This window comes from Halorubrum cibi (assembly GCF_900182635.1).
Classification (GTDB): Archaea; Halobacteriota; Halobacteria; order Halobacteriales; family Haloferacaceae; genus Halorubrum; species Halorubrum cibi.
Map to the genome: position 1 here is coordinate 212,012 of NZ_FXTD01000006.1, position 23,763 is coordinate 235,774.

Here is a 23,763-nt window from a genome sequence, read left to right on the forward strand (position 1 = left end):
GATTCAAGATACTGCCGAACGCCTTCTCCGACGATGCGTCAGGACCACCTCATCACCGCGACCCAGCTCTCGCGGGATGACATCGAGGCGGTGCTCGATCGGGCTCGCGAGGTCGCCGCCGACCCCGAAGCGTACGCGGACCGGCACGCGGGGACGATGCTCGCGCTCTGTTTCTTCGAACCGAGCACCCGCACGCGGATGAGCTTCGACTCCGCCGCGAAGCGGCTCGGGATCGACACGATCGACATGGGCGACGTCGACTCCTCGTCGGTCTCGAAAGGGGAGTCGCTCGCGGACACCGTCCGCGTCATCGAGGGGTACGCCGACTCCATCGTGTTGCGACACCCGAGCGAGGGCGCGGCGACGCTGGCCGCGGAGTTCGTCGACGTCCCCGTGATCAACGCCGGCGACGGCGCGGGCCAACACCCCTCCCAGACCCTACTCGACCTCCACACGATCCGGGAGAATCACGGTCTCGACGACCTCACCGTCGGTATCATGGGCGATCTGAAGTACGGACGGACGGTCCACTCGCTCGCGACCGCGCTGACCAACTTCGACGCCCGTCAGCACTTCATCAGTCCAGAGTCGCTTCGGCTGCCCCGGTCGGTCCGGTTCGACCTCCACGAGACCGGCGCACAGGTGCGCGAACACGACGACCTGGAGGCGGTCCTCCCCGAACTCGACGTGCTGTACGTCACCCGAATCCAGAAGGAGCGGTTCCCCGACGAGAACGAGTACCACCGCGTCGCCGGCGAGTACCGGATCGACGCCGACACGCTCGAGGCCGCCCCCGACGACCTCACCGTCATGCACCCGCTGCCCCGCGTCGACGAGATCGCCCCCGACGTCGACGACACCGACCACGCCCGCTACTTCGAACAGGCGCACAACGGGATCCCGGTCCGGATGGCGCTTCTCGACACCTTACTGGAGAACGCGGAGGCGGACGAGGGGATGGAGGTGGACCGATGAGCGACCACGAGCTGCGCGTCTCGAAGATCCGCGACGGCACCGTGATCGACCACGTCGAGGGGGGTCAGGCGCTCAACGTCCTCGCGATCCTCGGCATCGACGGCTCCGAGGGGCTCGGCGTCTCCGTCGGAATGAACGTCCCCTCCGACCGGCTCGGTCGGAAGGACCTCGTCAAGGTGGAGGGTCGCGAGCTCTCCCAGTCGGAGGTCGACGTCCTCTCGCTCATCGCGCCGGAGGCGACGATAAACATCGTCCGGGAGTTCGAGGTCGTCGAGAAGAACCGCGTGACTCGTCCCGACCGCGTCGCGGGCGTGCTCTCGTGTCCGAATCGGAACTGTATCACCAACGCCGACGAGCCGGTCGAGACCCGGTTCGAGGTCGTCGCCGACGGCGTCCGCTGTGACTACTGCTCGACGGTCCTGCGGTCGGACATCGCCGACCACATCGACGTGTAGTTCACGTCCGATGGTCCGCTGATCGCTCGTCCACGCGCGGCCGATCGTCGGTAGTTTTTAACGCCCGCCGGTCGACCGTACGGGCATGGGAACGAAAGCGAAACTCGTCGTCGTACTGTCACTCGTAGTCCTCGCGTACGTCCTCCTCTCCGGCGATAAACAGCCGGTCGAAGTGGAGTAAGGGACTCACGGAGGCGTCGCCGCGGCCTCCACAGGGGCATCGCCGCGAACGCGCGATCGCTCGGGCGCAAGCCCGCCGCTTTTACCCGTCACCCGCGTAGCGACGCGCATGTACGGGGTCGTCACGCGGAACGCCGACGAGGTCGAGATGGAGCCGTTCGACCTCGGGTTCTACGAGGTAAAGGACGTCACGGGGCGGGCGGCCGCGCCCCTCCCGAACGCCGTGAACATGGTGTCGTGTTTCGGCGACAACGCGGCCGCGAGCGAGAACCCGGAGCTCGTTCCGGTCGACGACCGCGGCGAGCCGGCAACCCGCGACCGCGAGTACTTCGACTGGGCGTACGTCTGCCCGACCCACCCGGAGTACCGCGAGGGGCTGCTCGAGATAATCGAGGACTGCGCCGCCGAGAGCGACGACGTCCGCCTCGACGACGTGGGGTTCCCGCGGGAGGGGTTCTGCCGGTGTGACCGCTGTGAGCGGCTGTTCGCCGAGAGCGACCGCGAGGAGCGGGCCGACTGGCGCGCCGACGTCATCACGGAGTTCGTCGCCGAGGCCGCCGACCGGATCCCCGGTCGGACCCTGCTCACGCTGTACCCCGACCCGTATCCGGGACATCTCCGCGCGCGCTCCGGGCTCGACGTCGACGCCCTGACGGCGCACGTCGACGAGTTCGTCGTCCCGCTGTACGACACCGAGTACGCGACCACCTACTGGCTGGAGTCGATCCTCCGCGGGTTTCGCTCGCGGCTCGGCGGCGACTACGACCTCCACGGCGCGCCGCCGGAGACGCCCGTCTCGGCCGAACTCTACGCCGTCGACGTCGACGTCGACGAGCTGATCCACGCCGCCGAAGTGGCGGAGACGTACGCGAAGGACGTGTTCTTCGGCTACGACGCCAACAACGCGGCCGCCGCGCTCCGCCGGAAGGACGCCGACGGCCGCGAGGGGAAGGTCCACCGGCCGGAGTAGATCGCGATCAGTCGGCGCGCCGCGGAAGCAGCGACTCGAGCCGGTCCGCGAGGCCGGTCCTGTGGACCGTCTCGGTCTCGACGTCGGTTCCGCCGGTCCCCAGCTCCTTGAAGCCCGTGCCGGTCGGGACGAGAACGACCGACTCCTCGGCGGAGACTTCTCCCCGATCCGCGAGACGCGAGACGCCCGCCAGCGTCGTCGCGGACGCCGGTTCGACGCAGAAGCCGCCCTCGACGGCGAACTGACGCTGCGCGGCGCGTATCTCGTCGTCGCTGACCGAGACGACCGCGCCGCCCGTGTCGCGGACCGCGGCGAGCGCGCGAGCGCCGCTCGGCGGGTCCGGGTTGCCGATCGAGTGGGCGATCGTCTCGCCGGTCTCGTCGGGCGAGAGGGGCGTCGGGTCCGTCGATCCGTCCTCGAACGCTCGCGTTATCGGGTCGGAAGCGGCGGTCTGGACGAGATACAGGCGCGGCGGCTCGTCGATCACGCCCGCGCGCTCGAGGTCGCAAATCCCGAGCCAGATCCCCGAAGCGAAGCCGCCGGAGCTCGCCGGCAGCGCGATCACGTCGGGCGTTTCGGGGGCGAACTCCTCGCAGATCTCGAACAGCGCCGTCTTGTACCCGCTGATGCGGGCCGGATCGTCGCTCACGAGCGCGGCGATCGGGAGCCAGTCGGACAGTTCGAGCGCGTCCTCGTACAGTGCGCCGTACTCGCCACCGACCCGGATGATGGTCGGCTCGTACTGGGCGATGAGCTCCAGTCGTACCCGCGAGATGTCCTCGGGGACGAACACGATACACTCCCGGTCGAGGCTCGTCGCGTGGGCGGCGGTGCTTATCGCCATGTTCCCGTACGAGACCGTGCCGACGACGTCGTCGCCGGCATCGATCGCGTGGGGGACCGCCACGGCGCTCCCGCGGTCCTTGTACGATCCGGTCGGATTCTCCCCCTCGTCCTTGACGAAGACCCGACCGCCGGCGACGTCGTCGAGGCCGGAGGTTCTGACGAGCGGCGTGCCCCCCGCGGCCCGCGCGACGCCGGCCGGCCGATCGATCGGTAACAGCGACTCGTACCGCCACATCCCGAGTCGGTCGCGGCGTTCGTCCCACGCGGCGGTCGTCGGCTCCGCGTCGATCCAGAGCGGCTCCCCGCAGTCACACCGGACGCGAAACTCGTCGTCGTACCGCGTTCCACAGCGGTAACAGGTCTCGATGACGGACATGGTGACCGTGGAATCGCCGATGAGGTATGCGTTTCCTCTCTCTCCTTGACACGTGAACGAGGGTTTATCAGTGGGCACGGACGAGAGGCAAGTGACCGGCCGCCGGTGTGTGACACCGCTGGTCGTCTCGCGTTCGCGCGGGGCGGTCACCTTTCAACGTCCACACCGTAGCGGCGGTCGCCCTACAACCGCCAGCCGACGGCTCGCCGAGGGCGGCCCGTCACCTCACCGATCGACCTCGCCCATGATCGTGTCCAGGCTTCCCAGCGAGGCGATCAGGTCCGGTATCGCCTCGCCGTTGGCCATCTCGGGGAGCGCCTGAAGGTTCGAGAAGGAGGGGCCGCGGATCTTGAATCGGGCCGGTTCGTCGGTCCCGTCAGATCGGATGTAGATGCCGAGCTCGCCCTTGGCGGCCTCGACCGCGCGGTAGATCTCGGTGTCGTCGTCGGGCCGCAGCGTCCGCGGGACGTTGGCCTGGATGTCGCGCTCCTCCTCGGGCCACTCTTCGAGTAAGTCGATACACTGCTCGATGATCCTCGCGGACTCCTCGACTTCGCCCATTCGGACCAACAGTCGCGAGTAGTTGTCACAGCCGTCCTCGGTCACCACGTCCCAGTCGAGTTCGTCGTAGTAGCCGTACGGGTCGTCGCGACGCAGGTCGTAGTCGACGCCCGACCCTCGAAGGACCGGCCCGGTACAGCCGTAGTTCTTCGCGACCTCCGGCGGGAGGACTCCCGTGTCGATCGTCCGCAACTGGAGGATCTCGTTGCGGGTGAGCAGGTCGTGGTACTCCTCCAGTCGCCGCGGAAGCCCGTCGAGGTACTCGCGGATCTCCGAGAAGAACGCCTCGCGGGGCTCCGGCAGGTCCCAGACGACGCCGCCGAGTCGGAAGTAGTTGAACATCAGCCGCTGGCCCGTCAGGTCCTCGAGGATCTCCTGGACGCGCTCGCGCTCCTGGATGGCGTACATGAACGTCGCGGTGAAGTCGCCGATCACGTCGAGCGCGTACGCCCCCATCGCCAGCATGTGCGAGAGGATCCGGCTGAACTCCGCGCTCATCGTCCGGACCACCTGCGCGTACTCGGGAACCTCGATGTCCGCGAGGTCCTCTGCGGCACGCGCGTACGCCCACTCGTTGAGCAGTCCGCCGCCGCCCCAGTCCCAGCGGTCGGGGTACGGCATGATCTGGTGGCGGTACGTGCCCGACTGGGCCATCTGCTCCTCACAGCGATGGATGTAGCCAATGTCCGGCTCCACGTCGAGTACGTCCTCCCCGTCGAGTGTGACCTGGAGGTGGAGGACGCCGTGGGTCGCCGGGTGGTGCGGCCCGACGTTGAGGAGCATGGTGTCGCTCCCGGTCGCCGTCGACGACCCCGGCTCGACGGGCTCGTTCTCGGAGAGCGTGACGATCTGCGGACGATCCTCGTCGTAGTCCATCGAGAGGGGATGACCCTGCCACGTCTCGGGGAGGAGGATCCGCCGCAGGTCGGGGTGGTCGTCGTACTCGATCCCGATCAGGTCGTACGCCTCCCGCTCGTGCCAGTCCGCCGTGCGGAAGACCGCCTCGCCCGACTCCGAGGTCGGATCCGCTTTATCGGCCGGTACGACGACGCTGACCTCTCGCGTCGGGTCGTCGAACGAACGGAGGTGGTAGATCGTCTCGTACCGGTTCTCGTACTCCTGGGCGGTCACGCAGGCCAAGTGGTCGTAGCCGGCCCGCTCTTTGAGCGTCGAGAGGGTCTCCTGAACCGCGTCCGGTCGAATTCGGACCGCGGGTGCGTTCAGATGCGTCTCGCGTCCGACGATCAGCTCCTCGATCGTCGAGAACGGGTCCGGCTCCGGGTCGGCTCCGACCGCCTCGCTCGCCGCGTCGATCGACATGCGTGGAACGACGCGTCCGGTGTACCCGGAGCTTCTGCCGGATGAGAACGGGCATTTATATACATTCGGTCGACACTGCTCGGCGTGAAGTACCTCCGGGTCGAGCTTCGGTATCCTCGAGAACTCATGCACCCGATGCATCGGCTCGTCGATGAGTCCGACGCCGTCGAGCGCGACGTTCTCGTTCACGGAACGGTGTTCGACGAGCCCGAGGACACTTTCCTGTTCTACGTCGAGGGAGACATCGACGTGTACACCGAGGCGCTCCGGGGGGTCGACCGGATCCGGGAGTTCCAGGTCACGCGAATCGACGAGACGGGCTCCTACGTCCTTCTGACACAGCGACGCGACGAGGTCGACGACGCGACCTTCGATCCGCTCCAGCGGACCGGCGTCGTGGTCGTCCCGCCCATCGACTTTCGCCCGGACGGCGTCGCCCGCCTGACGATGGTCGGCAACGGCGGTCCGCTTCGGAAGGCGCTCGCGGACCTTCCCGACCCGATCGAGACGACGGTGCTCCGAGTGGGGGAGTACGACTGGCGACAGGCGGTCTTCGATCCCGATCTGACCGACCGGCAGTTCGACGCGCTCGCGGCCGCCGTCGAGAGCGGGTACTACGAGTCGCCCCGGGAGGCCACCGTGGAGGAGGTGGCCGAGCGGATCGACGCCGCGCCGAGCACTGCCTCCGAACACCTGCGGAAGGCCGAGTCGGCGGTGATGGCCGCGTTCATGGAGTTGCGCGAGGTGTCGTGAGTGCTCGATCGACGGGGCCCGTCGGTCCGGCGTCGTCAGTGGACCGTCCGGTCGTCGCTCGTGTCGATCTCCTCGATCGGGTCGGCGTTCCCGAACTCGGGCGTCGGCCCGTCGTCCGGAGCCGCCCACTCGACCGCATTCCGGAGCACCCGCCGGACGTCGTCGTCGTAGTAGATCGGGTACGTCTCGTGGCCCGGCCGGAAGTAGAACACCCGGCCGTTCCCGCGCCGGTAACAGCAGCCGGAGCGGAACACCTCACCGCCCGCGAACCAGGAGGTGAACACGAGCGAATCGGGCTGCGGGACGTCGAACCGCTCGCCGTACATCTCCGTCTCCTCCAGTTCGACGTACTCGCCGATCCCGTCGGCGATCGGGTGGCCGGGCTCGACCGTCCACAGCCGCTCCGTCTCGGCCGCCTCGCGCCACTTGAGCGAGCAACTGGTTCCCATCAGCCGCTTGAAGATCTTCGAGTAGTGCGCGGAGTGAAGCACGAGCAGCCCCATTCCGTCGAGGACGCGCTCGTGAACGCGGTCGACCACCTCGTCGCGGACCTCGTCGTGGGCGGCGTGACCCCACCACGTGAGCACGTCGGTGTCGTCGAGGACGTCCTCCGTGAGCCCGTGATCCGGTTCCTCGTCGAGGGTGGCGGTTTGGACCTCGTGGCCGGCCGCCTCGAACACCTCGGCGAGCACTGCGTGGATCCCGTCAGGATAAACCTCGGCGACGTCGTCGCTCTCGCGCTCGTGGCGGAACTCGTTCCAGACCGTGACGCGTGCCATGGATGGTTTCCCGGCCGGACCGACTTGTAGGCTCGTATCTCGAGACGCGCGTTCTCGGGTCGACGGAACTGCCGCTCGCGGCGGCAAGGAATGGGGCCGGAGGGACGAACCAAACTCGCGATTAGCCCTATGTCGGTACGCTGAGACGGCCGCGTTCGGTGGCGTTGTCATGAATCGTCCTCGTCCTCGCCGATCCCGGCAATATCCAGGTCCGCGGTGTACTCCTCTCGCCGTTCTGCCATTTTCCGGTGACGGTCCGCCTTGTCGTAGTAGCGCTTGATCGTGTCCGGGTCCGCGTCGACGCGCTCGCTGATCACCTCGATCGGGAGCCCGCGGTCGCAGTGCCACGTGAGCGACCCCGTCCGGATGTGGTGGGGCGCTCGCGAGGAGGGGCACTTCGAGGCGTGGGTTCGCTGCGTGAACGTACAGCGCGGCCGACGTCGCCCGTGTGGGCATTCCATGTAGAGACACGGCTGTGTCCCCTGATACGTCCACGAACGGATCGTCGTGTCCGTGACGCGGCCCTGCCGGCCCGAGAACAGCGGCTCGCGACCGTAGTCGTCGCGCTTGTCCGACCGCTCGCGAGCGACGTACGTGTCGAGGGCGTCGACGACCGGATCCGAGATGCGCACGACGCGCTCGCCCTGCTCGTTGTTCTTGAGCGGGGTTCCCGACTCTGGCCGGTGGTTGAAATCGAGGTAGCCGTTCTCGGGGTCGTAATCGCTGAGGTCGAGGCCGACGACAGCGCCGAGCCGGCAGCCCGTGTTCCAGAACACCTCGAGGACCGCGTGCGGCGGGGTGCCGAAGTGTGCGGGGCTGTTTCGGTAGAACTCGAGGAGCTTCTTCGCGTCCTCGGTGTCGAGCATGGTGTCGCTCGTCTCCTGTGACCGGGTGAGCTTCGGGACGTGGACCTTGTCCGGGAGGTCCTCGTCGACGGCCTCGATCGTCGCGAGGTACTGGATCACCTGCGAGACGGCGGTCATCTTCCCCTTCACGGTCGCCGGGGCGTTCCCCTCGGCGCGGAGGTGGCGCTCGTACTCGTCGAAGAGCCAGCCGGAGAGGTCGCCGACGCGTTCGACGCCCCGTTCCTCACACCAGTTGACCCAGCGCGTGAGACGGTTGTCGTAGCTCCGGATCGTCTTCGCGGAGTTCTCCATCGACCGCTTCTCGAGGAACCGGTCGCGGGCCTGCCGCGGGGAGAGGTCGGACGGGTCCGACGGGGATGCGGTGCTGCTCACCGCGAGTCCCCCATGTTCTCCACCTGGTCGCTCACCGGATCGAACTCCCAGCCGATGCTCCCGCCGTAGAGGTCGCCGTAGGCGTCGACGACGTCGGTCGCCGTCGCGTGGTCCGACCGTCCCGTGTGGTCCGGATCGGGATGGTTCCGAGTTCGGTCGCGCTCTCGGTCCTGGATCAGCTGGAGGAGGAGCGCGTTCTGTAGCTCGAGGGCGTCCGCGATGCGGGCGAGATCGTCGTCGCGGTCGCGACCGCCGTCAGTGACCAGTCGGGTCTGACCTGTGGCGTCCTCCTGATCGTAGGGCTCGGGACTCTCTCGGTGTTCCTTCTTGGAGATCCTCCATCGAGCCTCCAAAGAGGAGGTCAGATGCGCCCAGAACCCGACGTACGGATAATCGTCGTTCACGACTCCATCGGGATGGACCTGGTTGAGAACGAGAGATGTCGTAACGACGCGCGCGGTGTAGGCCGCCGAATCGACCGCTGCCCCGGACAGAGTCGGGCGATCGATCTCGTTTCCGGATCGATCACTCGCCATCGTCGACCTCCACGGGGTCGGCCTTCCGCGAACAGGCCTTACAGTCGCGCCCGTCTTTCCACGTGTCGCCTTCCTCGACGGGCGTCGTTTCGTTCATCTTCCCGTGCCGGTACTTCCCGCAAAGTGATCGTCCCGTTTCCTCGCGATAGATGTGGAACAGCTCGGAGTTCACGGTGAGCGGCGCACCCGCCCAAAACAGACCGTGATCGGGTTCGCTTTCGACTTCCTCGCCGCCGTCGGGGATGAGAACGTGCTCGACCTTCGCTTGGTGGCCGGTCTCGCCACGGTGATCACCGGCGTCACGGGCGGCCCCGTTCAGCGTCTTCGCGTCGCCGTGCCACGAGCACTCGGGGCACGTCGCTCGGTGGCTCATTGGTCCACCTCGAAGACGCGAGCGTTCTCTCCTTGCGGCTTGATCGAGACCTGGTTCGGTGCGAGTTTCGGATTTTGTGGTGACGAGAGTTCGTCGGCGTTCCCGAAGTGCGACGAATCGATCATCGGGTAATAGGCATCGAGCGACCCACCGCCCGACTGGAAGTGCTGGATCGTCGCCCGAGGAGTCCGAAACACGACCTGTCCGGTGAAAGACCGAAGTTCCATCGGGATCCAGAGGCCGTTCTCGGACGAGAGATGGAGTGTGTCGCTCGTGGGCTCTCCGCCGTCGGCCGCCACGCGAGCCACCGTCGTCTCCGACGGCTGGTAAATGGTCCCGTCGAAGTAGCGATCCTGTAGCACGCGACCGACTTCAGCCACGTCGATGTAGGGTTCGGTCAGCATCTCCTGAACCACATCGCTTACCGGAGCGCCGCACCGGGAGTCGTCGTAGTACTCCTCGATCGCGTCGAACAGCACTCGCTCCGCGTTCGGGATGTCTTCGCCGCCGTCGGTCACGAGTTCGCGTTCGCCGGCGTGGTAGCGGAGGTCCTCGACGAGCGCGATCGCGCGGTTCGGATCCAGATCGCGCCGGAATCGGTCGCAGAGCTCGAGTTCGTCGACGACGCGCTCGTCCTCGCGGATCGCGAGCCGGGCCACGATCTCGCCGTCCGACCCGTGCCGGCGGTCGACCAGGTCGTAGAGCGACTGGATCACGGCGCGGTGGTCCTCGAGGAGCCGGGCGGCGCGGTCCCGGTCGGCGTACGCGAGCACCGAGCCGTGGCGGTTCCGGCGCACTTCGACCTCGACGGTGGGGCTCACGCGTCCTCACCTCCCGTTTCGAGGGCGGTGTCAAGCGCGTCGCGGGCCGTCGCGAGCAGCTCGCGGCCGCGGTCGGTGACGCGGTAGGCGTTGGTGCGGCCGTCGAACCGCTCACTCTCGATCAGGCCCTCGTCCTCGAGGTCGTTCAGGTTGGTGTAGAGCCGGCCGTGGTTGATCTCGCCGGAGTACCGGTCGTCGAGCCGGCGTTTCAGCGTCAGGCCCTTCGGGAGTTCGTCGCCCTCGACCTCGGCGGCGACCAGGAGGAGGTCGCGCTGGAAGCCGAGCAGGTCGTACCAGGTGGGGCCGTCGCGGGTGGTCCCGTCGCGGGCGGTCTCGTCGCGGTTCGTCTCGGTCGTCGGCTGGGTGTGTGCGTCGCTCATGGGAGTGTCGTCAGCAGTCATCGGTCGGTTGTCGCGCGCGATGCCGGTCGCGCCGTGGGTCGTGGGCATACGTCGGGGTCGCCCCGACGCGCGGTTTAGCCTGACTCGCCCGGTTCCGAACGGTTCCGGTCGGTCTCGACCCCGGCGCAGTGCCGGGGTTTCGGCTGTTCCGAACGGTGTTCCGGATGGGTGGTCGGTCGGGTCGATCATCGGTCGTCGGGGTAGAGATCGACCTCGCCGCGGAACTCGCGGAGCGTCGTCTGGGCGACGTCGTGGCTCGCGCGGTCGGCCCGCACCAGCGTCGCGAGCGCCGCCGGGTATTCGTCAGTCAGGATCGATGCCGCGTCTCGGACGGGAGTTTCAAGCCCCCGCGTCGTATCGACTTGCATGGGTTTCGTGTTGCGGCACGGAACCCCACACGGGCCGGCTGTTGGCGCAGCGCGGCCCGCGTCCTTCTCAGGCACGGCGCGTCGTCGACGTCGACGACGACCGAGTGGGTCCGTGAGCGTAGCCTGTGGGTTCGGGGGTATTAAAATCTTCTACTAATCAGTTACATCTATGCTACGTATAAGTGGCTACAGAATATCGTACCAACACGACTATGGAACTGTTCTGAGCACTGCCGGTCATGCGAAAGCCGGCGGACTGGATGCAAATGCCAACTGACGACCGCATCCTCGAAGTCCTTGAAAGTGGATTTCGATTCACGCCGGCAGTGATCGCCGAGAACATCGACAAATCTCGGACCCACGTCAGCCGACGACTTTCCGATCTTACTGACTACGGGCTCGTAGAGAAGCCAAAACGTGGCTATTACGAGATCACCGATCTTGGTCGGGAGTACCTTGCGGGCGAGATTGACGCCAGCGAGATTGAAGCGAATGAGGACTGATGGAAAAGCACGCAGCGTAGATACAGATGCTAGCTGACGGTCGCATTCCAGAAATTCTCGAAAGAAGTTCCACCTCACGTCGGTGGAGATCTCAGATTACAATGCACAATACTATACTCGGAATTATTGTCTTCCATAAACCCCAAGACCTACCGTGTATTGGAGTGCCGTATGGCAAAATCCGAGGGGTTCCAGAATGACATGTGCGTAACTACGCACACGTCTGCACGCGCCCTGGTTCTCCTCGGTCATGAAGGGAAGCTTTCGACAAAGGAACTCAATACCCACTTGTCGTGTAGTTACTCGACAACGCGGCGACGTCTTCTCCGCCTAGCTGAATTGGGAATGGTAACAAGGCAAAAAGAAGGAAGAAATCACATTTGGGAGCTCAGCAACAGTGGAGACACGATCGCAGAGGGCCCTCCGGATGAGGAAGAGTTTGTTGAGGTGATTACAGAGGTTGTGGCTGAACTTGCCGCTCGTGTTGAGTCAGAGTGTGACACACCTGTCTTTTCAGATGATGTCGTTGGCTGGCTAGAAGATCGCAGTCTTCCCGAGGAGGTATCAAGGCCAGAATACGCGTACCGAATTGCGGTATATCGGCGTTTGCTTCGAAGTCTTCTGTACCAACTTCATCGACCTGAGTATAAGGGTTATCTCTCTCCGCTCACACTGGACAGCGCATGGCGAACACAGTTTGCTGAGGCACTGCAAGCCACTAGTGATTCCGGCTTTGAAACGACTGCAGTTGATGAGATCATCTCACCTGTTCCAACGTGGGTTGACCGCGTACTCTTTGCTCTACACCGACCAATCAAATCGTATAATGACCCAGCAACTGGCCTAGCAGAGATCTATGAATCACTCGTATCACAAAATGCTCGACGTGATCTTGGCCAGTTTGCGACACCGAAATATATTGGTCAGTTCCTAGCTTCTTGGGTCGTCAAAAGCCCCGAAGACACGGTCCTCGATCCAGGAATAGGTGCTGGGCAACTTGCTTCGCAGGTTTTGAAACAGAAAATAAGGATGGGGGCAACAGAACCGATCGCGGATATCACTGGTGTGGATATTGATGAAACTGCAGTCTCGATGGCTGCGGTAACATTAAAACTGGTAGACGGAGAAGGAAGTGCAGAACTCAGCCATACGGATTTCATCGAATATACTCCTCGATCGTTCGCAAATGATAGCTACCAGACAACAACAGTTGACGGTGTCATCGCGAATCCACCATATTCCCGGCATCAGGCTGTTGAAGACGAGCAAAAAGAACGATTCAATAGTATTATTGCAGCGGAATCTGGCTATGAGTTATCCTCTCGAACACCGCTATATGGCTATTTTCTCGCCCACGCCACACAATTCCTAGATCAGGGTGGCCGGCTAGCCGCTATTGTGCCATCCAAATTCCTAGATACGGAGTTCGGACGTGACCTGAAACGGTTCCTTCTTCAAGAGTTCCGTATTCGTGGAGTTATCCAACTAGAGGACGAGATCGACGTTTTCAATGGTATCAAAATCCGTCCGGCACTATTGCTCCTCGAAAAGGGGAATCCTGGTGAAGAGACTACAACGAGTATTCTGAGCCTGAAACAGTGGCCAAGTAAAATCGATGCGACAGAGCTACTTGAAACAGATTCTGATAAGATTCCGGAGGTAGAGGAGTCAACAACGCTTTCCCAGCATCTTCTATCACCGACTGAGCGGTGGACACACTATCTCGAAGAAAGTGACACCCTAGATCAGGAAGCGATGACCGCATTTGAAGAGATTGCAGATATTAATAGAGGGATCGCTACAGGAAATAATGATTACTTCTGCCTCACTGCCTCAGAAGTATCTGAGCTTGGACTATCTACAGAATATTTGGTGCCGATTATACGGTCAGCGCATGGGCTCCGACTTCTTGATCTTAAATATAACGACTGGAAACAGTGGCTGGATAATGATCGGCCTGTCTGGTTACTATATTGTTATTCAGACCGAGATATCGTTGAAAAAGATGAGATTGAAGACGAGAATATAGTCAAGTATCTAAATCGAGGTGAAGAGGGAGAGACGACTGACGGGTATCTCGTTTCAAAACGAAATCCATGGTATCGGGTTGAGAAGCAGACCCCAGCGCCAATCCTAGCGAAGTACATGAACCGAACGGGATTCCTATTCATCCGAAACCATGCCGAACTTCGGTGCCTCAACAACCTTCACACGATTACACCAAAGAACGATTACACAGAGACCCAGATACAAGCGCTCCTAGCTTATCTTAACAGCCGCGTTGTGAATAAACACCTCAGCAAGTACAGTATGGACTATCAGGGACTCCAAAAGGTTGAAATCAACCAGCTTAATGATGTCCCCGTAATAAACCCGTTAGATCTTGACGATGATACTATTCAGACATTAAGTAAATGGTATAAGCGACTACGCCAAGTCCGTCGACGGAAACTAGATGATGAACAAATACTTGATGAAATCCATCAAGTGCTAGAACCGATCCTTCTCTGGGGGGACGAACCTTAGGGGTGAGATGTATCGAGAAAACTCACCCATTGAGAATTATGGTGAACTGCATACCAGAAACCCTGTAACTCATTCTTAATAGATTTATATTCTGATAGAAGCAGCCTAAGAGCTTCCCAGAAATTCTCACTATGGGTTGGCTCCTCAAGATGTGTGACTTCGTGTGCTACGAGGTATCGAAGATGAGTAATAGGGAGGAACGCACACCTAAGATTAAAATTGAGAGTGTCTTGGCCCGAACAACTTGCCCACTTCGTCCGTTGTGACCTGATTGTTATCTGTTCATAATTCTGATTAAGTTGTTGGCAGAAGTGGTCCGCAATGGTCCTTATAGCGGTAGCAAGCGCTTGTTTAACCTTCTTTTTGAAATATGCTATCGTAGAATTATCAGAAGGAGCTGTCAGAACAAGTCGATTAGAATCAATTTTGACCTCATGATTACCTGTTTGCTCATGTATCGCGTAGGATTTTCCCCATAGTGTGAAATTCTCCGTGATCTTCCCATATTTATCTAAAATAGATTGGAGTTCGTCCTGCTGTGATTCATACTTTGAGGCAATCCATTCTTGTTCGTTTGTAACAACAGTATGTCCAGGTATTTCTGGGGGTACGATGACAGCGAGTGTTCCATCTGGATTGAGCGTTAGCCGTGGATACAAAACATCACGCTGATCGATAGAATAAGGAATCGTATCGCCAGTTGATAGCGTCACCGACTGGGGTTCGGTACTCACAGTGGCATACTTAAATTCCCTCGTATTTTTAACCTTACCAATATTGGATATAGCCAATGGCTGACTCAGATGGGGAAACTGTCACCTTTACTATCGACAGTCGACTCCTCGAAGAACTAGGTGAAAATCTAGTTACGCGAAACCATGTTGCTGTAGGGGAGTTGGTCAAAAACTCATATGATGCAGATGCGACAGAAGTGATCCTAGAATTTGAGGAGGTAACAGCCAAAGATACTTCGAATAGTGAAATCGCAGTTATTGATGACGGGAATGGGATGACACTTGAGGAGGTACGAGATGACTTTATGCGGATCGCGACGACCAGTAAGCTACGTGATCCAGTTTCAGATAAATACGGGCGTGAGAAAGCCGGAGACAAAGGGATTGGCCGTTTTGCGTGCCGTCGTCTCGCAAATGTTCTTAATATTGAAACGACCGCCAAAATCGAAGACGAAGTCTACCAGCGAACAACACTAAATATAGACTGGAGGGATTATAAAGCAGATCAGCAAATTGAGGAGGTTAGTTTTCCGGTAACAGTAGAGGAAGTTACTAGCCAAGAAGAACCAGACATCTCCACCGGAACAACACTTCGTCTCAGAGATCTACAAGAGTCTTGGACAAAGAGAGATTTCGATACACTCCGTCGAAACATGGTTACCCTGGCAGTTGTAGAAGAGCAGGATCGTGGTCCCGATTACGAGTACGATCCTGGGTTTGAGATTACGTTTCGCGCTCCAGAATTTGACATGGGGGAAGGAACTCTTACTGAGCAGATTCACAACGCAAGTTGGGGTTTCTTGGAGGGGGAAATCGGTAAAAATGGAAAAGTGTTATTAGAATTAGATGCGAATATTATTGGAAGTCAATCTTATTCATTTTCTCACAATTCACCTGGACTGGCTGGAACGAAGTTTGAGATCTCGTATATCCCTCTTGATACTAAAGAGCACTACCGGGATCCTCAGACGCTGAGTTTGAAACGGGCAAGAGATATCTCAGATAACCATAGTGGTGTTCGCGTTTACAAAGGCGGATTTCGTGTTTTCACATACGGTGGGCCGAATGACGACTGGCTTGGGATCGATCAAGACAGAACGACGCATAAAGGCCGCAGCCCAGATGAAACGTTCGAGGGACTTCGTAACAACTTAGATTTACACACAGATTTCAACAAAGCTCTGTTAGCTGGCCCAAATAATCGGAATTTGGTAGGACGAGTGATGATTAGCTCGGATGCAGACCTGACGATGGCCTCAAATCGGGAAGACTTCCAAGAGAATGAGGTTTTCGAGGAACTTCGAGAAATCATCCGTTTGAGCCTTCAGTGGATGACTCTACAGTGGAGTCATTACAAAGCAGTAAAATCACGAAAGCAGTTGGAGGAAGAGACAGAAAAATTCCTTGACGAAACCCAAGACGATGAGAGTGATTCTACCGGTGAAGGTGGTGGCGATTCAGCCGATGACAGTGGACGCAGATCGACCAGCGAAGCCGGAGATACAACTATCGACAAAAATCAAAAAGATTCTGCTGGCAAGGACGATGAGTCAGAGGTTAACAAAACGAGCGAAGAACAAGACAAAGAGCCAGTAGATAGCGCACTAGATTTATTAGAAGGTGTCGCAGATACGGCAACTGACACCGTTCCGGAAGACGACCGACAAGTATCGGACGAAGCCGTAGAAACTGCAACAAAAGTCGTCCGCAGTACACTTGAGCAAAAAGAGCAAGAAATCGATTTCTTCCGATCTGCGTTCTCCGTAAACCAGGTTGTCTTCTCTTTCTCACACGAACTTCGTTCGATGGTTAATAACCTTGGAAGTACTGCTGCCGAAATTGAGGCAGTTATGAATAATGTCCCCGAAGATCAACACGCTCAGTTCGAAGATATCATCGGTAATCTGCGCAAGATGGAAGATCGATTCAAAAGCCAGATGGAACTATTTGGTATCTTCATGGAAACCGGGAATCGAAAAGATGTAGAAGAGCAGGCCATCTCAACGATCGTTGAGGACGTTCTGGAAGCAACAGAATATATTGCGGAGTACTATAATGTCGATTTTTCAACAGATATTCCAAGACTACTTTATACGCCACCAATGTATAAATCAGAGCTGTATTCGATCGTGATTAATCTGGTTACGAATGGTATCAAAGCTGTCGGTACATCTGGGGGAGAAAATAACCAGATCCACATAGAAGGCAAGAATACTGATGACGGGATTCAGATTCGGGTTTACGATAACGGAGTCGGGATTCCCGACAGCGCCCGCGAAGAAGCATTCCAACCATTGGTCTCTGATCCGGTCAACAATATATACGAAGATCTATCCAAAGAGATGCCAGAGGAGTTGTCTGAACAGCTCGGGAGAGGAACTGGGTTGGGATTAAGTATTGTACGAAACATCGCTGAAAAATATGGTGGTCAGGCCCGTTTTGTCGATTCAGATGACTGGTCCACTTGTGTAGAGGTGACCCTCAATGAGTGAATATACAATTTGGTGGATTGACGATTCAGAGGACCGAGCAAAGGATGCGGATAGATTGAGCGATTTTGCTCCTGAGCTATCTGTCCAATTTAGCGGGCCCAGCGAAGCAGTAGATCGGTTAGACGAGGCAGATAATTTATCAGAAGTTGATCTCGTACTTATTGATTGGAAACTAAATGAGCATGGTGACTTTCTGGGGAAAGGGCTCACAATGGCTGGGAAGGTTAGCGAAGAGCTCCCAGAAACGCCCCTCTATGGATTTAGTAGTGAAGTTTCAGAGTTGAGAGCTACCGCAACACGAGAGCAATTTGAGGAAACCTACGATGTGAGTGAGCTTCAGTCAAAAGAAGGCGCCCTCAACATCAAACTTGATTTAGATTCATATACTGAAATCAAAAATGTAAGAGGAGAAGGATTACAAGAACTTATCAAACTGCTTGATCCGCCTGAAGCTGCTATTGAGGATTTGAAGAGTATTATTCCTCGGGAATATACAGATGGTCTGAAATCTGATCCAAAAATTAATGGAGGAAGTATAATAGAATTTGGAGAATGGGTCCGTAATCGTTTCTTAGAAACACCGGGGCCGTTGTGGGATGACGACTGGACTGCGACTAAGATCGGACTCCAACCAGACGCTCTCAGTGGATACACAGACGAACTTAACGGTACGAAGCACGGTGACGCAACGTATTCCGGTATATTTTCACACCGTAAGAGCAGACGATGGTGGTCAACCCAAGTTATTGATGCTGTTGTTGCTCTTGCTAAGAACAGAGATGTTCGACTCGGAGAACTGACGACAGTTGGAGAAGTGGTTCTGGGGGAGTCAGAAAAAATATCAGTCTGTGAAGTATGTGGTGAGGACTACCCGGACATATTGGCTGCCGGCAGAGATGGGGAAGATGCTGATGCACCCGTTCACCTAGGATGTAGTCACATACACCATACCCGCGAAGGTACATTCGAGGACTATCGTATCGCTGATCGACTGAAATAATGCCTAACATGCCTTCTCCCGATGAACTCCTTCCGGACCCCGACGAGCTTTATGAACATCTAGTGGATCAGCTTAGTTTCCTCCAAAATCGAGGTGGAAAAATATCCCGCAATAAAAGAAATTTCCGTAAAACATTATCCACACTTGAGGAAGAAGACCCTGAAGATTGGACTTTAGACATTAATCCCAATTGGATTGTTCAAATAGAAACACCCGATTACCTATCGAGAAACGACTCAAAACGCGACTTTGCAATTCAAGACGGGCTCGCAGTTGTGGGCGGTATTATCAAGGCAGAGGAAAACCAATTCAAAGAATATTCTCTACATCTTACTCTCATAGCACATCGAAATTCTGAGGTCCGCGGTCATCACGCGGGCGCGCCATGCTGTTGGAACCACGGAAGTGATGAGTGGAAGTTTCGAGTGGCCAAACGATATCACTTTGACATTGACGTTGGAGATGACGATACGGAAGATAAACCAATCGCACACCTCCAATCTGGTGGGAACTTCAAAAAAGAGAACCTCCCGAAAGAAATCGATTCTGACGCCATACATTACTGTTCCACACCATTAGACAAGCCACGGTTGCCCCATCCGCCGATGGATCCAATACTCGTCCTACAGTTGGTTGCTGATCAATACGAATGCCCAAGCGACATTCGTAGCGAATATTGGGAATCCCAAATTTTCGAAGCCGAATCAATGTTATGGGAACGATATTACTCTCGTATTTCTGAACACGTTTCGAATAACGACCGAACAGATCTATTTGACTCACTCATATCAAATGGTCGGATGGATTAAATGAATGTGACTGTGTAAATCTCCGTGAAATTCTAAAACCGGGTCACATCCTTTTTGGCTCGAAGTTCATCACCAACCGCTCTTTCACGTCCTTCGCCGACCCGCGCTTCCCGCTGTTGATGAATCGCTTCTCGTCGCGGTCGAGCACGTACACGTCCTCGAAGCACTCCGGCAGGTCCTCGTACGAGCAGATCCAGTCGCCCTCCAACGCCGCGAGCCCGTCGACGAGCGCCCCGTGGTCGATCGTGTTCACGAGGTAGTAGTCCTCGTAGCCGACGTAGGGCGGGTCACAGTAGAACACCGTGTCCGCCCCGTCGTACTTCTCGAAGACGTCGGCCCAGTCGAGGTTCTCGACGACCACGTCCGAGAACCGCTCCGCGAACTCGTCGAGCCGGTCGACCTTGTTCGCGTACGACAGCGCCCGACTCGACACCTTCGAGGTCCCGAACCCGGCCGGCCCGTCGTACTTCGCGCCCCACTGCGTGTACCGCAGGTAGAAGAACTGCCCGGCGCGCTCGATCGCGTCGCTCGGCCGGTAGCCGTGGAAGAACTTGTGCGCCCACTCGTCGTGGAGCTTCCTGGAGTACGGCGTCCGGTCGAGCCACTCGATCAGCTCCTCGGAGCGGTCGCGGAGGACCTCGAAGAACTGGACCAGGTCGCCGTCGCGGTCGTTGTACACCTCGACGTCGCTCGTGTCCGGGTCCTTGTTCGCGAGGACGCCGGCCGCACCCCCGAAGACTTCCACGAAGCAGACGTGCGCCGGAACCTGCTCGAGGATCCACGACGCGAAGCGACTCTTCCCGCCGGGGTAGGGGAAGACGGCGTCGGGCATCACCGACCCCCATCGAGCCGTCTCCCGACCACGCCGGCGACGCGCTCGACCCAGTTCGGGACCATGTCGTCGGGCACGCTGTCGCCCTCACAGAAGACGTCGCCGACCTCCAGCGAGCCGTCGACGAACCACACGTCGAGCTGCCAGTCGTACTGGTTCGCCGCCTCGATCTCGATGCGGAGCGTGGAGTTCGCGTCGACGCTGACCTCCGCGAGCACGTAATTAGGCCCTCGGTGGCGGCCGTTCCCCTCCGCGGCGAGGTCGATGTCGAACTCCTTCGTCCGAGCGCTGCTGCCGTGTGCCGATTGCTTCGAAGCCATACCGAGCGCTGGTCGTCGGTGCCGGTTTAGCCTGACCCGCAGGGTTCCGATCGGTTCCGGACGGGTGATAAGTACGTGCCGTCCCCGAGTTAGCCGAGTTCCGGACGGTGTTCCGGATGGTCGACGACGTCGGCGTACTCCTACGCTGAGTCACCCGTTCGGCTCGCCGAATGCGGACCGCCTCTCGGTCACTCCGGTTGGTACGGGTCGCTCTTGACGTTCGTCTCTCGGTCCCCGTCGTACCCGTCGAAGTCGCTGAACGTCCCGCTGCGCTGTTGGACGACCCGCACACGGAGGGTCCTGCCGTCTTCGATCTGCCAGCGGAGTTTGTCGCCATCGTCGATCTCCAGCTCTCGACGGATGTGGGCGGGAATGTTCGCTTGGTTCCCCGAGACCTTGCTCTCGGAATCAACTCTCTCGCTGCTCATACGCGGGAATATAGCGCCTCTGCCGATAAGTGTAGTGTACCTCCACGCTACGTTTCGGTATCGTGGCCTCGTGTTCCGCGTTCAGCAGGCCGTCTGCGTCTGAGTCTCCGAATCAGAGCTCGGGAGTCGATTCGGAGTGATCGACGCCGACGAGGGAGTACCGCTTCGTCCCCCTGTCCCACTCGACCTCGATCAGGTTGTAGTGCTCCAGCTTCGGCAGGTGGTTCTCCCGGAGGTACCGAAGCGTCACCGGGTCGTCGTGGCGCTCCTCGTACCGGGCGTACAACTCCTTCTGAATGAGCCCGCCCTCCGCCTCGACGAGGACCTCGTGGAGCGCGCGCTGGTGTGTGTTCAGCTTCGAGATCGTCTTCTGTCGCACCTCTTGCTCGGCGTTCCGGACCGCATCCTCGACGAGACGCTCGGGGATCGCGGCGAGTCCCTCCTGGCTGGCCATGCGCACGGCGACCCGGAGCGCCGTGATCGCCTGGCGCGCGTCTCCTTCGGAGAGACGCGCGATCCGCGCGAGCACGTCATCGTTGACGGCCCCTGGACCGAGTCCGTCGCGAGCCCGCCTGGAGAGGATCTCCGTGATCGTGTCCTCGCCGTAGGTATCGAACCGCACGCGGTAGGCGACGCTGATCCGCGAGGTGATCCGATCGTCGAGGTCGGCGAAGAGGTCGATCTCGCGGTTCGCGATGCCGATCCACGAGAGCCCGCGGATCTCGTGGAGGTCGTAGAGCACCTCGGTCCCACGGAGCTGGTCGGCCTCGTCGAGGATGACGACGCCCGGCCCATGGAGGTTGCTCTTAATCAGGTCGATAAGCCGGCTCGTCGACGAGGATCTGGGGAGCGTTGCGCCGACCAAGCCGCGTGCGATCTGGTCGAGGACCCTGTTTCTGGTATGATCTTGCCAGCAGTTCACGTAGGCGTAGGGGACCTCGAGGACCTCCCGCCGGAGTTCGCGAACGGCCGCCTTCGCGACGGTCGTCTTCCCGACGCCGGAGGGACCGAACAGGAAGACGTTTTCGGCGCGGAAGCCGTCCTCGATCGGTGCGAGCGCGTCCGTCACCTCGTTCATGTGTCGATTCCGGCCGACGATCGGGTCGGGCAGGTGATCATCCCTGAACACCTCCCCATCACGGAGCATGTCTGACCCCGAGACGGCGATGGGACATAAGCGGAACCCCCAGTGTTCCGAACGGTTCCGGATGGGTTCAAACTGCCCCGAATCCTTTTGTGTATCACCGCTGTATCACAGAACATGAGCGTCGACACGGACTCCGGTGACGATCGGATGGAGAAGATCAACGTTCGAGTTCCCGAGAAGCTCCTCACCCAGATCGAAGAGGAGTGGGAGCGCCGCGGGTATTCGAGCAAATCCGAGGCGATCCGTGACGCACTTCGAAACTGGGTGAATCCCCCGGCAACGCTTTCGGAGGAGACGCTCGAGGACTTGGAGAAGAGCCGCGAACAGGCGGAACGCGGTGAGACCTACGATGCGGATGAAGTGCGGGAACGTCTCGGACTCGACGGCGACGAATGACAGAGGTCGAGTACACCGAGCAGGCGGTCGAGCATCTCGAAGGGCTCGATCCGCAGGTCGCCGATCGGGTGATGAACAAGGTCGACGAAGCGACCGAGTGGACGGATCACCGACTCGAGCCGCTCACGAACTACCCGTACTATAAGCTCCGCGCCGGCGACTACCGTGCGATCATCACGTGGGACCGATCGAAGGACCTCCTCCGTGTCGAAGCGGTGGGTCATCGTCGGAACATCTACGACCGCCATCTCCCACCCTGATAGAGAGTCGACTTGTCACATCACTCAGTTTCACAAGGTCGGCTGAAAGAGACACGATAGCGAAAACATGCCGGGTTATGGAGGACAGTACGTCGTCGGCGAAACGTATCGTAGCTCCTCGGATCCGCAAAAAGACGAATTTCAGGCGTGGCTGAATGGACCGATCGACAACGGGATCCGGAACAGTGGCGGCATCCGCGCGATCGTGAACTCGAGGACTGGAGAGCGCGAGTTCCTCGTCTTCGTCTCCAGTCAAGAGCGAGGAGGCCCGCAGAATCCGTGGGAGGACGTGATCAACCGCGAGGAGGGGATCGTCCGCTACTGGGGAGACGCGAAAGCCCGGCACAACCCCGATCCGGAGAGCGCGAACGGAAACAGGTGGGTGAAGACCGATTTCTGTGAGACCTACGCACAGGACGATCGTAAAGACGCTCCGCCCGTCCTCCTCTTCGAGAAACCGCGCTCGGGGGAAGTCACCTTCCAGGGCGTCTGTATTCTGACGGAGATCAGCATCGAGCGCTACAAGGACGGCGACGACACCGTCGTGAACTACCTCTTCGACCTCGCGATCCTCGATGCCGACACCGTCGACCTCGAATGGATCCATCGAAAGTCACGGACCGGCGTCGACGTCGGTGGTCCCGGCGCGTGGGACGAATGGGTGGACAGTGGACGCGTTCAGCGATACTCGATCTACAAAGATCGGATCCGTTCAAAGGACGCACAGCTCCCCGATTCCGACTATCAGCCCCTCCTCGACGACATCCGAAGCCGGCTCGATGACCCCAAGAAGGGCGAAAAGATGGAATATCTCGTTCAGTACCTCCTCGAGACCCTCCCGAACTTCAGCCAGGTAAAACAGACTCCGGCGAGTGGCGATCGTGGCGTAGATCTCGAGGGGCGAATCGACCTCCTCCCGGATGCCCCACTGGGTTCGACCGACACCGGGATCGAATTCAAAGCGCAAGTCAAGAACAAAGGATCGAGCGTCTCAGGCAAAGAACTGAGCCGGCTCGCCTCGCGTGTCGAAGACGGGGAGATCGGCCTGTTCTTCACGACGTCACACTACACGAAACAGGCTCAAGAGGAGAATCTCTCCGCGTATCCGAACCGGCTGTTCTCCGGTGGAGATATCGTGAAACTCCTCGCTCAGACGGAACTCGTCGACCATCGAACACTCACTGATCGTGTCGTTGAGGATATCGAGAAGGAAGTAAGTGGATAGTACCTGAGCGTTTTCTCACGTTATTACACTCGCCAAGGCGTATCGGCGGTGTTCAGATAAGGATTGAAAGGTGAGGCGGTGCGTTTTCAAAGTGATCTATGCCCGAAAACGCCCGCCTCGGCGGCTGTTTAGACGAGAT

26 protein-coding genes are annotated in these 23,763 nt (G+C 59.2%); 12 read left to right on the plus strand and 14 right to left on the minus strand.

Annotation, left to right across the window (positions count from 1 at the left end):
- Positions 1-33 precede the first annotated feature (33 nt).
- The 3 genes from pyrB to FN829_RS09745 all read left to right on the plus strand — a co-directional run bounded on the left by pyrB (position 34) and on the right by FN829_RS09745 (position 2,580).
- On the plus strand, positions 34-975 hold the full coding sequence (gene pyrB, locus FN829_RS09735; protein ID WP_142986778.1) for an aspartate carbamoyltransferase: 942 nt from the start codon (positions 34-36) through the stop codon (positions 973-975).
- Entirely contained in the window at positions 972-1,430 is a 459-nt protein-coding gene (pyrI, locus tag FN829_RS09740) for an aspartate carbamoyltransferase regulatory subunit (protein WP_142986779.1), read from the plus strand. Before pyrB ends, pyrI begins: the two co-directional genes overlap by 4 nt.
- Before the next feature lie 289 nt (positions 1,431-1,719).
- Entirely contained in the window at positions 1,720-2,580 is an 861-nt protein-coding gene (locus FN829_RS09745) for a hypothetical protein (protein ID WP_142986780.1), read from the plus strand.
- Positions 2,581-2,587: 7 nt separating this feature from the next.
- Here the strand turns inward: FN829_RS09745 and FN829_RS09750 are convergent, their stop codons facing one another.
- Positions 2,588-3,802: a threonine synthase gene (locus FN829_RS09750; RefSeq protein WP_185955732.1), complete on the minus strand. Its 1,215-nt coding sequence runs from the start codon at positions 3,800-3,802 to the stop codon at positions 2,588-2,590.
- Positions 3,803-4,027: 225 nt separating this feature from the next.
- On the minus strand, positions 4,028-5,683 hold the full coding sequence (locus FN829_RS09755) for an NADH-quinone oxidoreductase subunit D (protein ID WP_142986781.1): 1,656 nt from the start codon (positions 5,681-5,683) through the stop codon (positions 4,028-4,030).
- 84 nt (positions 5,684-5,767) lie between these two features.
- Between FN829_RS09755 and FN829_RS09760 the strand changes: the two genes are divergently transcribed.
- Positions 5,768-6,436, plus strand: a complete 669-nt coding sequence (locus FN829_RS09760; protein ID WP_142986782.1) for a helix-turn-helix domain-containing protein — start codon at positions 5,768-5,770, stop codon at positions 6,434-6,436.
- A 35-nt stretch (positions 6,437-6,471) separates the two neighbouring features.
- Here the strand turns inward: FN829_RS09760 and FN829_RS09765 are convergent, their stop codons facing one another.
- From FN829_RS09765 to FN829_RS09795, 7 genes are all read right to left on the minus strand, one after another.
- Positions 6,472-7,215, minus strand: a complete 744-nt coding sequence (locus FN829_RS09765; RefSeq protein ID WP_142986783.1) for a ThuA domain-containing protein — start codon at positions 7,213-7,215, stop codon at positions 6,472-6,474.
- A 167-nt stretch (positions 7,216-7,382) separates the two neighbouring features.
- Positions 7,383-8,372, minus strand: a complete 990-nt coding sequence (locus FN829_RS09770; protein ID WP_246066493.1) for a tyrosine-type recombinase/integrase — start codon at positions 8,370-8,372, stop codon at positions 7,383-7,385.
- Positions 8,373-8,449: 77 nt separating this feature from the next.
- Entirely contained in the window at positions 8,450-8,989 is a 540-nt protein-coding gene (locus tag FN829_RS16160; protein WP_246066484.1) for a hypothetical protein, read from the minus strand.
- Complete coding sequence (locus tag FN829_RS09780; RefSeq protein ID WP_142986785.1) at positions 8,979-9,362, minus strand: hypothetical protein; 384 nt, start codon at positions 9,360-9,362, stop codon at positions 8,979-8,981. Before FN829_RS09780 ends, FN829_RS16160 begins: the two co-directional genes overlap by 11 nt.
- Positions 9,359-10,183 carry a hypothetical protein gene (locus tag FN829_RS16165; protein WP_246066485.1) on the minus strand — a complete coding sequence of 275 codons (825 nt, stop codon included), beginning with the start codon at positions 10,181-10,183 and terminating at the stop codon, positions 9,359-9,361. The genes FN829_RS09780 and FN829_RS16165 overlap by 4 nt, the downstream gene beginning before the upstream one ends.
- Positions 10,180-10,632 (minus strand): helix-turn-helix transcriptional regulator, encoded by a 453-nt coding sequence (locus FN829_RS09790; protein ID WP_246066486.1) that lies wholly within the window; start codon positions 10,630-10,632, stop codon positions 10,180-10,182. The genes FN829_RS16165 and FN829_RS09790 overlap by 4 nt, the downstream gene beginning before the upstream one ends.
- Before the next feature lie 137 nt (positions 10,633-10,769).
- Complete coding sequence (locus FN829_RS09795) at positions 10,770-10,952, minus strand: hypothetical protein (protein WP_142986786.1); 183 nt, start codon at positions 10,950-10,952, stop codon at positions 10,770-10,772.
- A gap of 239 nt (positions 10,953-11,191) precedes the next feature.
- On the opposite strand from FN829_RS09795, the gene FN829_RS09800 reads away from it, so the two are divergent.
- On the plus strand, positions 11,192-11,455 hold the full coding sequence (locus tag FN829_RS09800) for a winged helix-turn-helix domain-containing protein (RefSeq protein ID WP_142986787.1): 264 nt from the start codon (positions 11,192-11,194) through the stop codon (positions 11,453-11,455).
- 171 nt (positions 11,456-11,626) lie between these two features.
- On the plus strand, positions 11,627-13,981 hold the full coding sequence (locus FN829_RS09805; protein ID WP_246066487.1) for an N-6 DNA methylase: 2,355 nt from the start codon (positions 11,627-11,629) through the stop codon (positions 13,979-13,981).
- Here FN829_RS09805 and FN829_RS09810 read toward each other — a convergent pair.
- Complete coding sequence (locus FN829_RS09810; protein WP_246066488.1) at positions 13,978-14,715, minus strand: M48 family metallopeptidase; 738 nt, start codon at positions 14,713-14,715, stop codon at positions 13,978-13,980. The genes FN829_RS09805 and FN829_RS09810 overlap by 4 nt on opposite strands.
- A gap of 56 nt (positions 14,716-14,771) precedes the next feature.
- Between FN829_RS09810 and FN829_RS09815 the strand changes: the two genes are divergently transcribed.
- From FN829_RS09815 to FN829_RS16170, 3 genes are read left to right on the plus strand one after another with little or no spacing between them, the layout of a single operon-like run.
- Complete coding sequence (locus tag FN829_RS09815) at positions 14,772-17,207, plus strand: sensor histidine kinase (RefSeq protein ID WP_142986788.1); 2,436 nt, start codon at positions 14,772-14,774, stop codon at positions 17,205-17,207.
- A complete protein-coding gene (locus FN829_RS09820; protein ID WP_142986789.1) occupies positions 17,200-18,207 on the plus strand; it encodes a response regulator in 1,008 nt (335 codons plus the stop codon). The genes FN829_RS09815 and FN829_RS09820 overlap by 8 nt, the downstream gene beginning before the upstream one ends.
- Positions 18,208-18,215: 8 nt before the next feature.
- On the plus strand, positions 18,216-19,016 hold the full coding sequence (locus tag FN829_RS16170) for a hypothetical protein (protein ID WP_246066489.1): 801 nt from the start codon (positions 18,216-18,218) through the stop codon (positions 19,014-19,016).
- Between the two features lie 43 nt (positions 19,017-19,059).
- Here the strand turns inward: FN829_RS16170 and FN829_RS09830 are convergent, their stop codons facing one another.
- The 4 genes from FN829_RS09830 to FN829_RS09845 all read right to left on the minus strand — a co-directional run bounded on the left by FN829_RS09830 (position 19,060) and on the right by FN829_RS09845 (position 21,743).
- Positions 19,060-19,848 (minus strand): DNA adenine methylase, encoded by a 789-nt coding sequence (locus FN829_RS09830; protein ID WP_142986790.1) that lies wholly within the window; start codon positions 19,846-19,848, stop codon positions 19,060-19,062.
- Positions 19,848-20,168 carry a hypothetical protein gene (locus FN829_RS09835; RefSeq protein WP_142986791.1) on the minus strand — a complete coding sequence of 107 codons (321 nt, stop codon included), beginning with the start codon at positions 20,166-20,168 and terminating at the stop codon, positions 19,848-19,850. Before FN829_RS09835 ends, FN829_RS09830 begins: the two co-directional genes overlap by 1 nt.
- A 188-nt stretch (positions 20,169-20,356) precedes the next feature.
- Positions 20,357-20,596 (minus strand): AbrB/MazE/SpoVT family DNA-binding domain-containing protein, encoded by a 240-nt coding sequence (locus tag FN829_RS09840; protein ID WP_142986792.1) that lies wholly within the window; start codon positions 20,594-20,596, stop codon positions 20,357-20,359.
- A 112-nt stretch (positions 20,597-20,708) separates the two neighbouring features.
- On the minus strand, positions 20,709-21,743 hold the full coding sequence (locus FN829_RS09845) for a Cdc6/Cdc18 family protein (protein ID WP_142986793.1): 1,035 nt from the start codon (positions 21,741-21,743) through the stop codon (positions 20,709-20,711).
- Between the two features lie 114 nt (positions 21,744-21,857).
- Here FN829_RS09845 and FN829_RS09850 point away from each other — a divergent pair, with 114 nt between their 5' ends.
- The 3 genes from FN829_RS09850 (at position 21,858) to FN829_RS09860 (ending at position 23,624) form a co-directional block, all read left to right on the plus strand.
- A complete protein-coding gene (locus FN829_RS09850; RefSeq protein ID WP_142986794.1) occupies positions 21,858-22,139 on the plus strand; it encodes a ribbon-helix-helix domain-containing protein in 282 nt (93 codons plus the stop codon).
- Positions 22,136-22,399, plus strand: a complete 264-nt coding sequence (locus FN829_RS09855) for a type II toxin-antitoxin system RelE family toxin (RefSeq protein WP_142986795.1) — start codon at positions 22,136-22,138, stop codon at positions 22,397-22,399. The genes FN829_RS09850 and FN829_RS09855 overlap by 4 nt, the downstream gene beginning before the upstream one ends.
- A 67-nt stretch (positions 22,400-22,466) precedes the next feature.
- The gene (locus tag FN829_RS09860) at positions 22,467-23,624 is read left to right on the plus strand and encodes a restriction endonuclease (RefSeq protein WP_142986796.1); all 1,158 of its coding nucleotides are present in this window, start codon (positions 22,467-22,469) and stop codon (positions 23,622-23,624) included.
- The last annotated feature ends 139 nt before the right edge of the window (positions 23,625-23,763 follow it).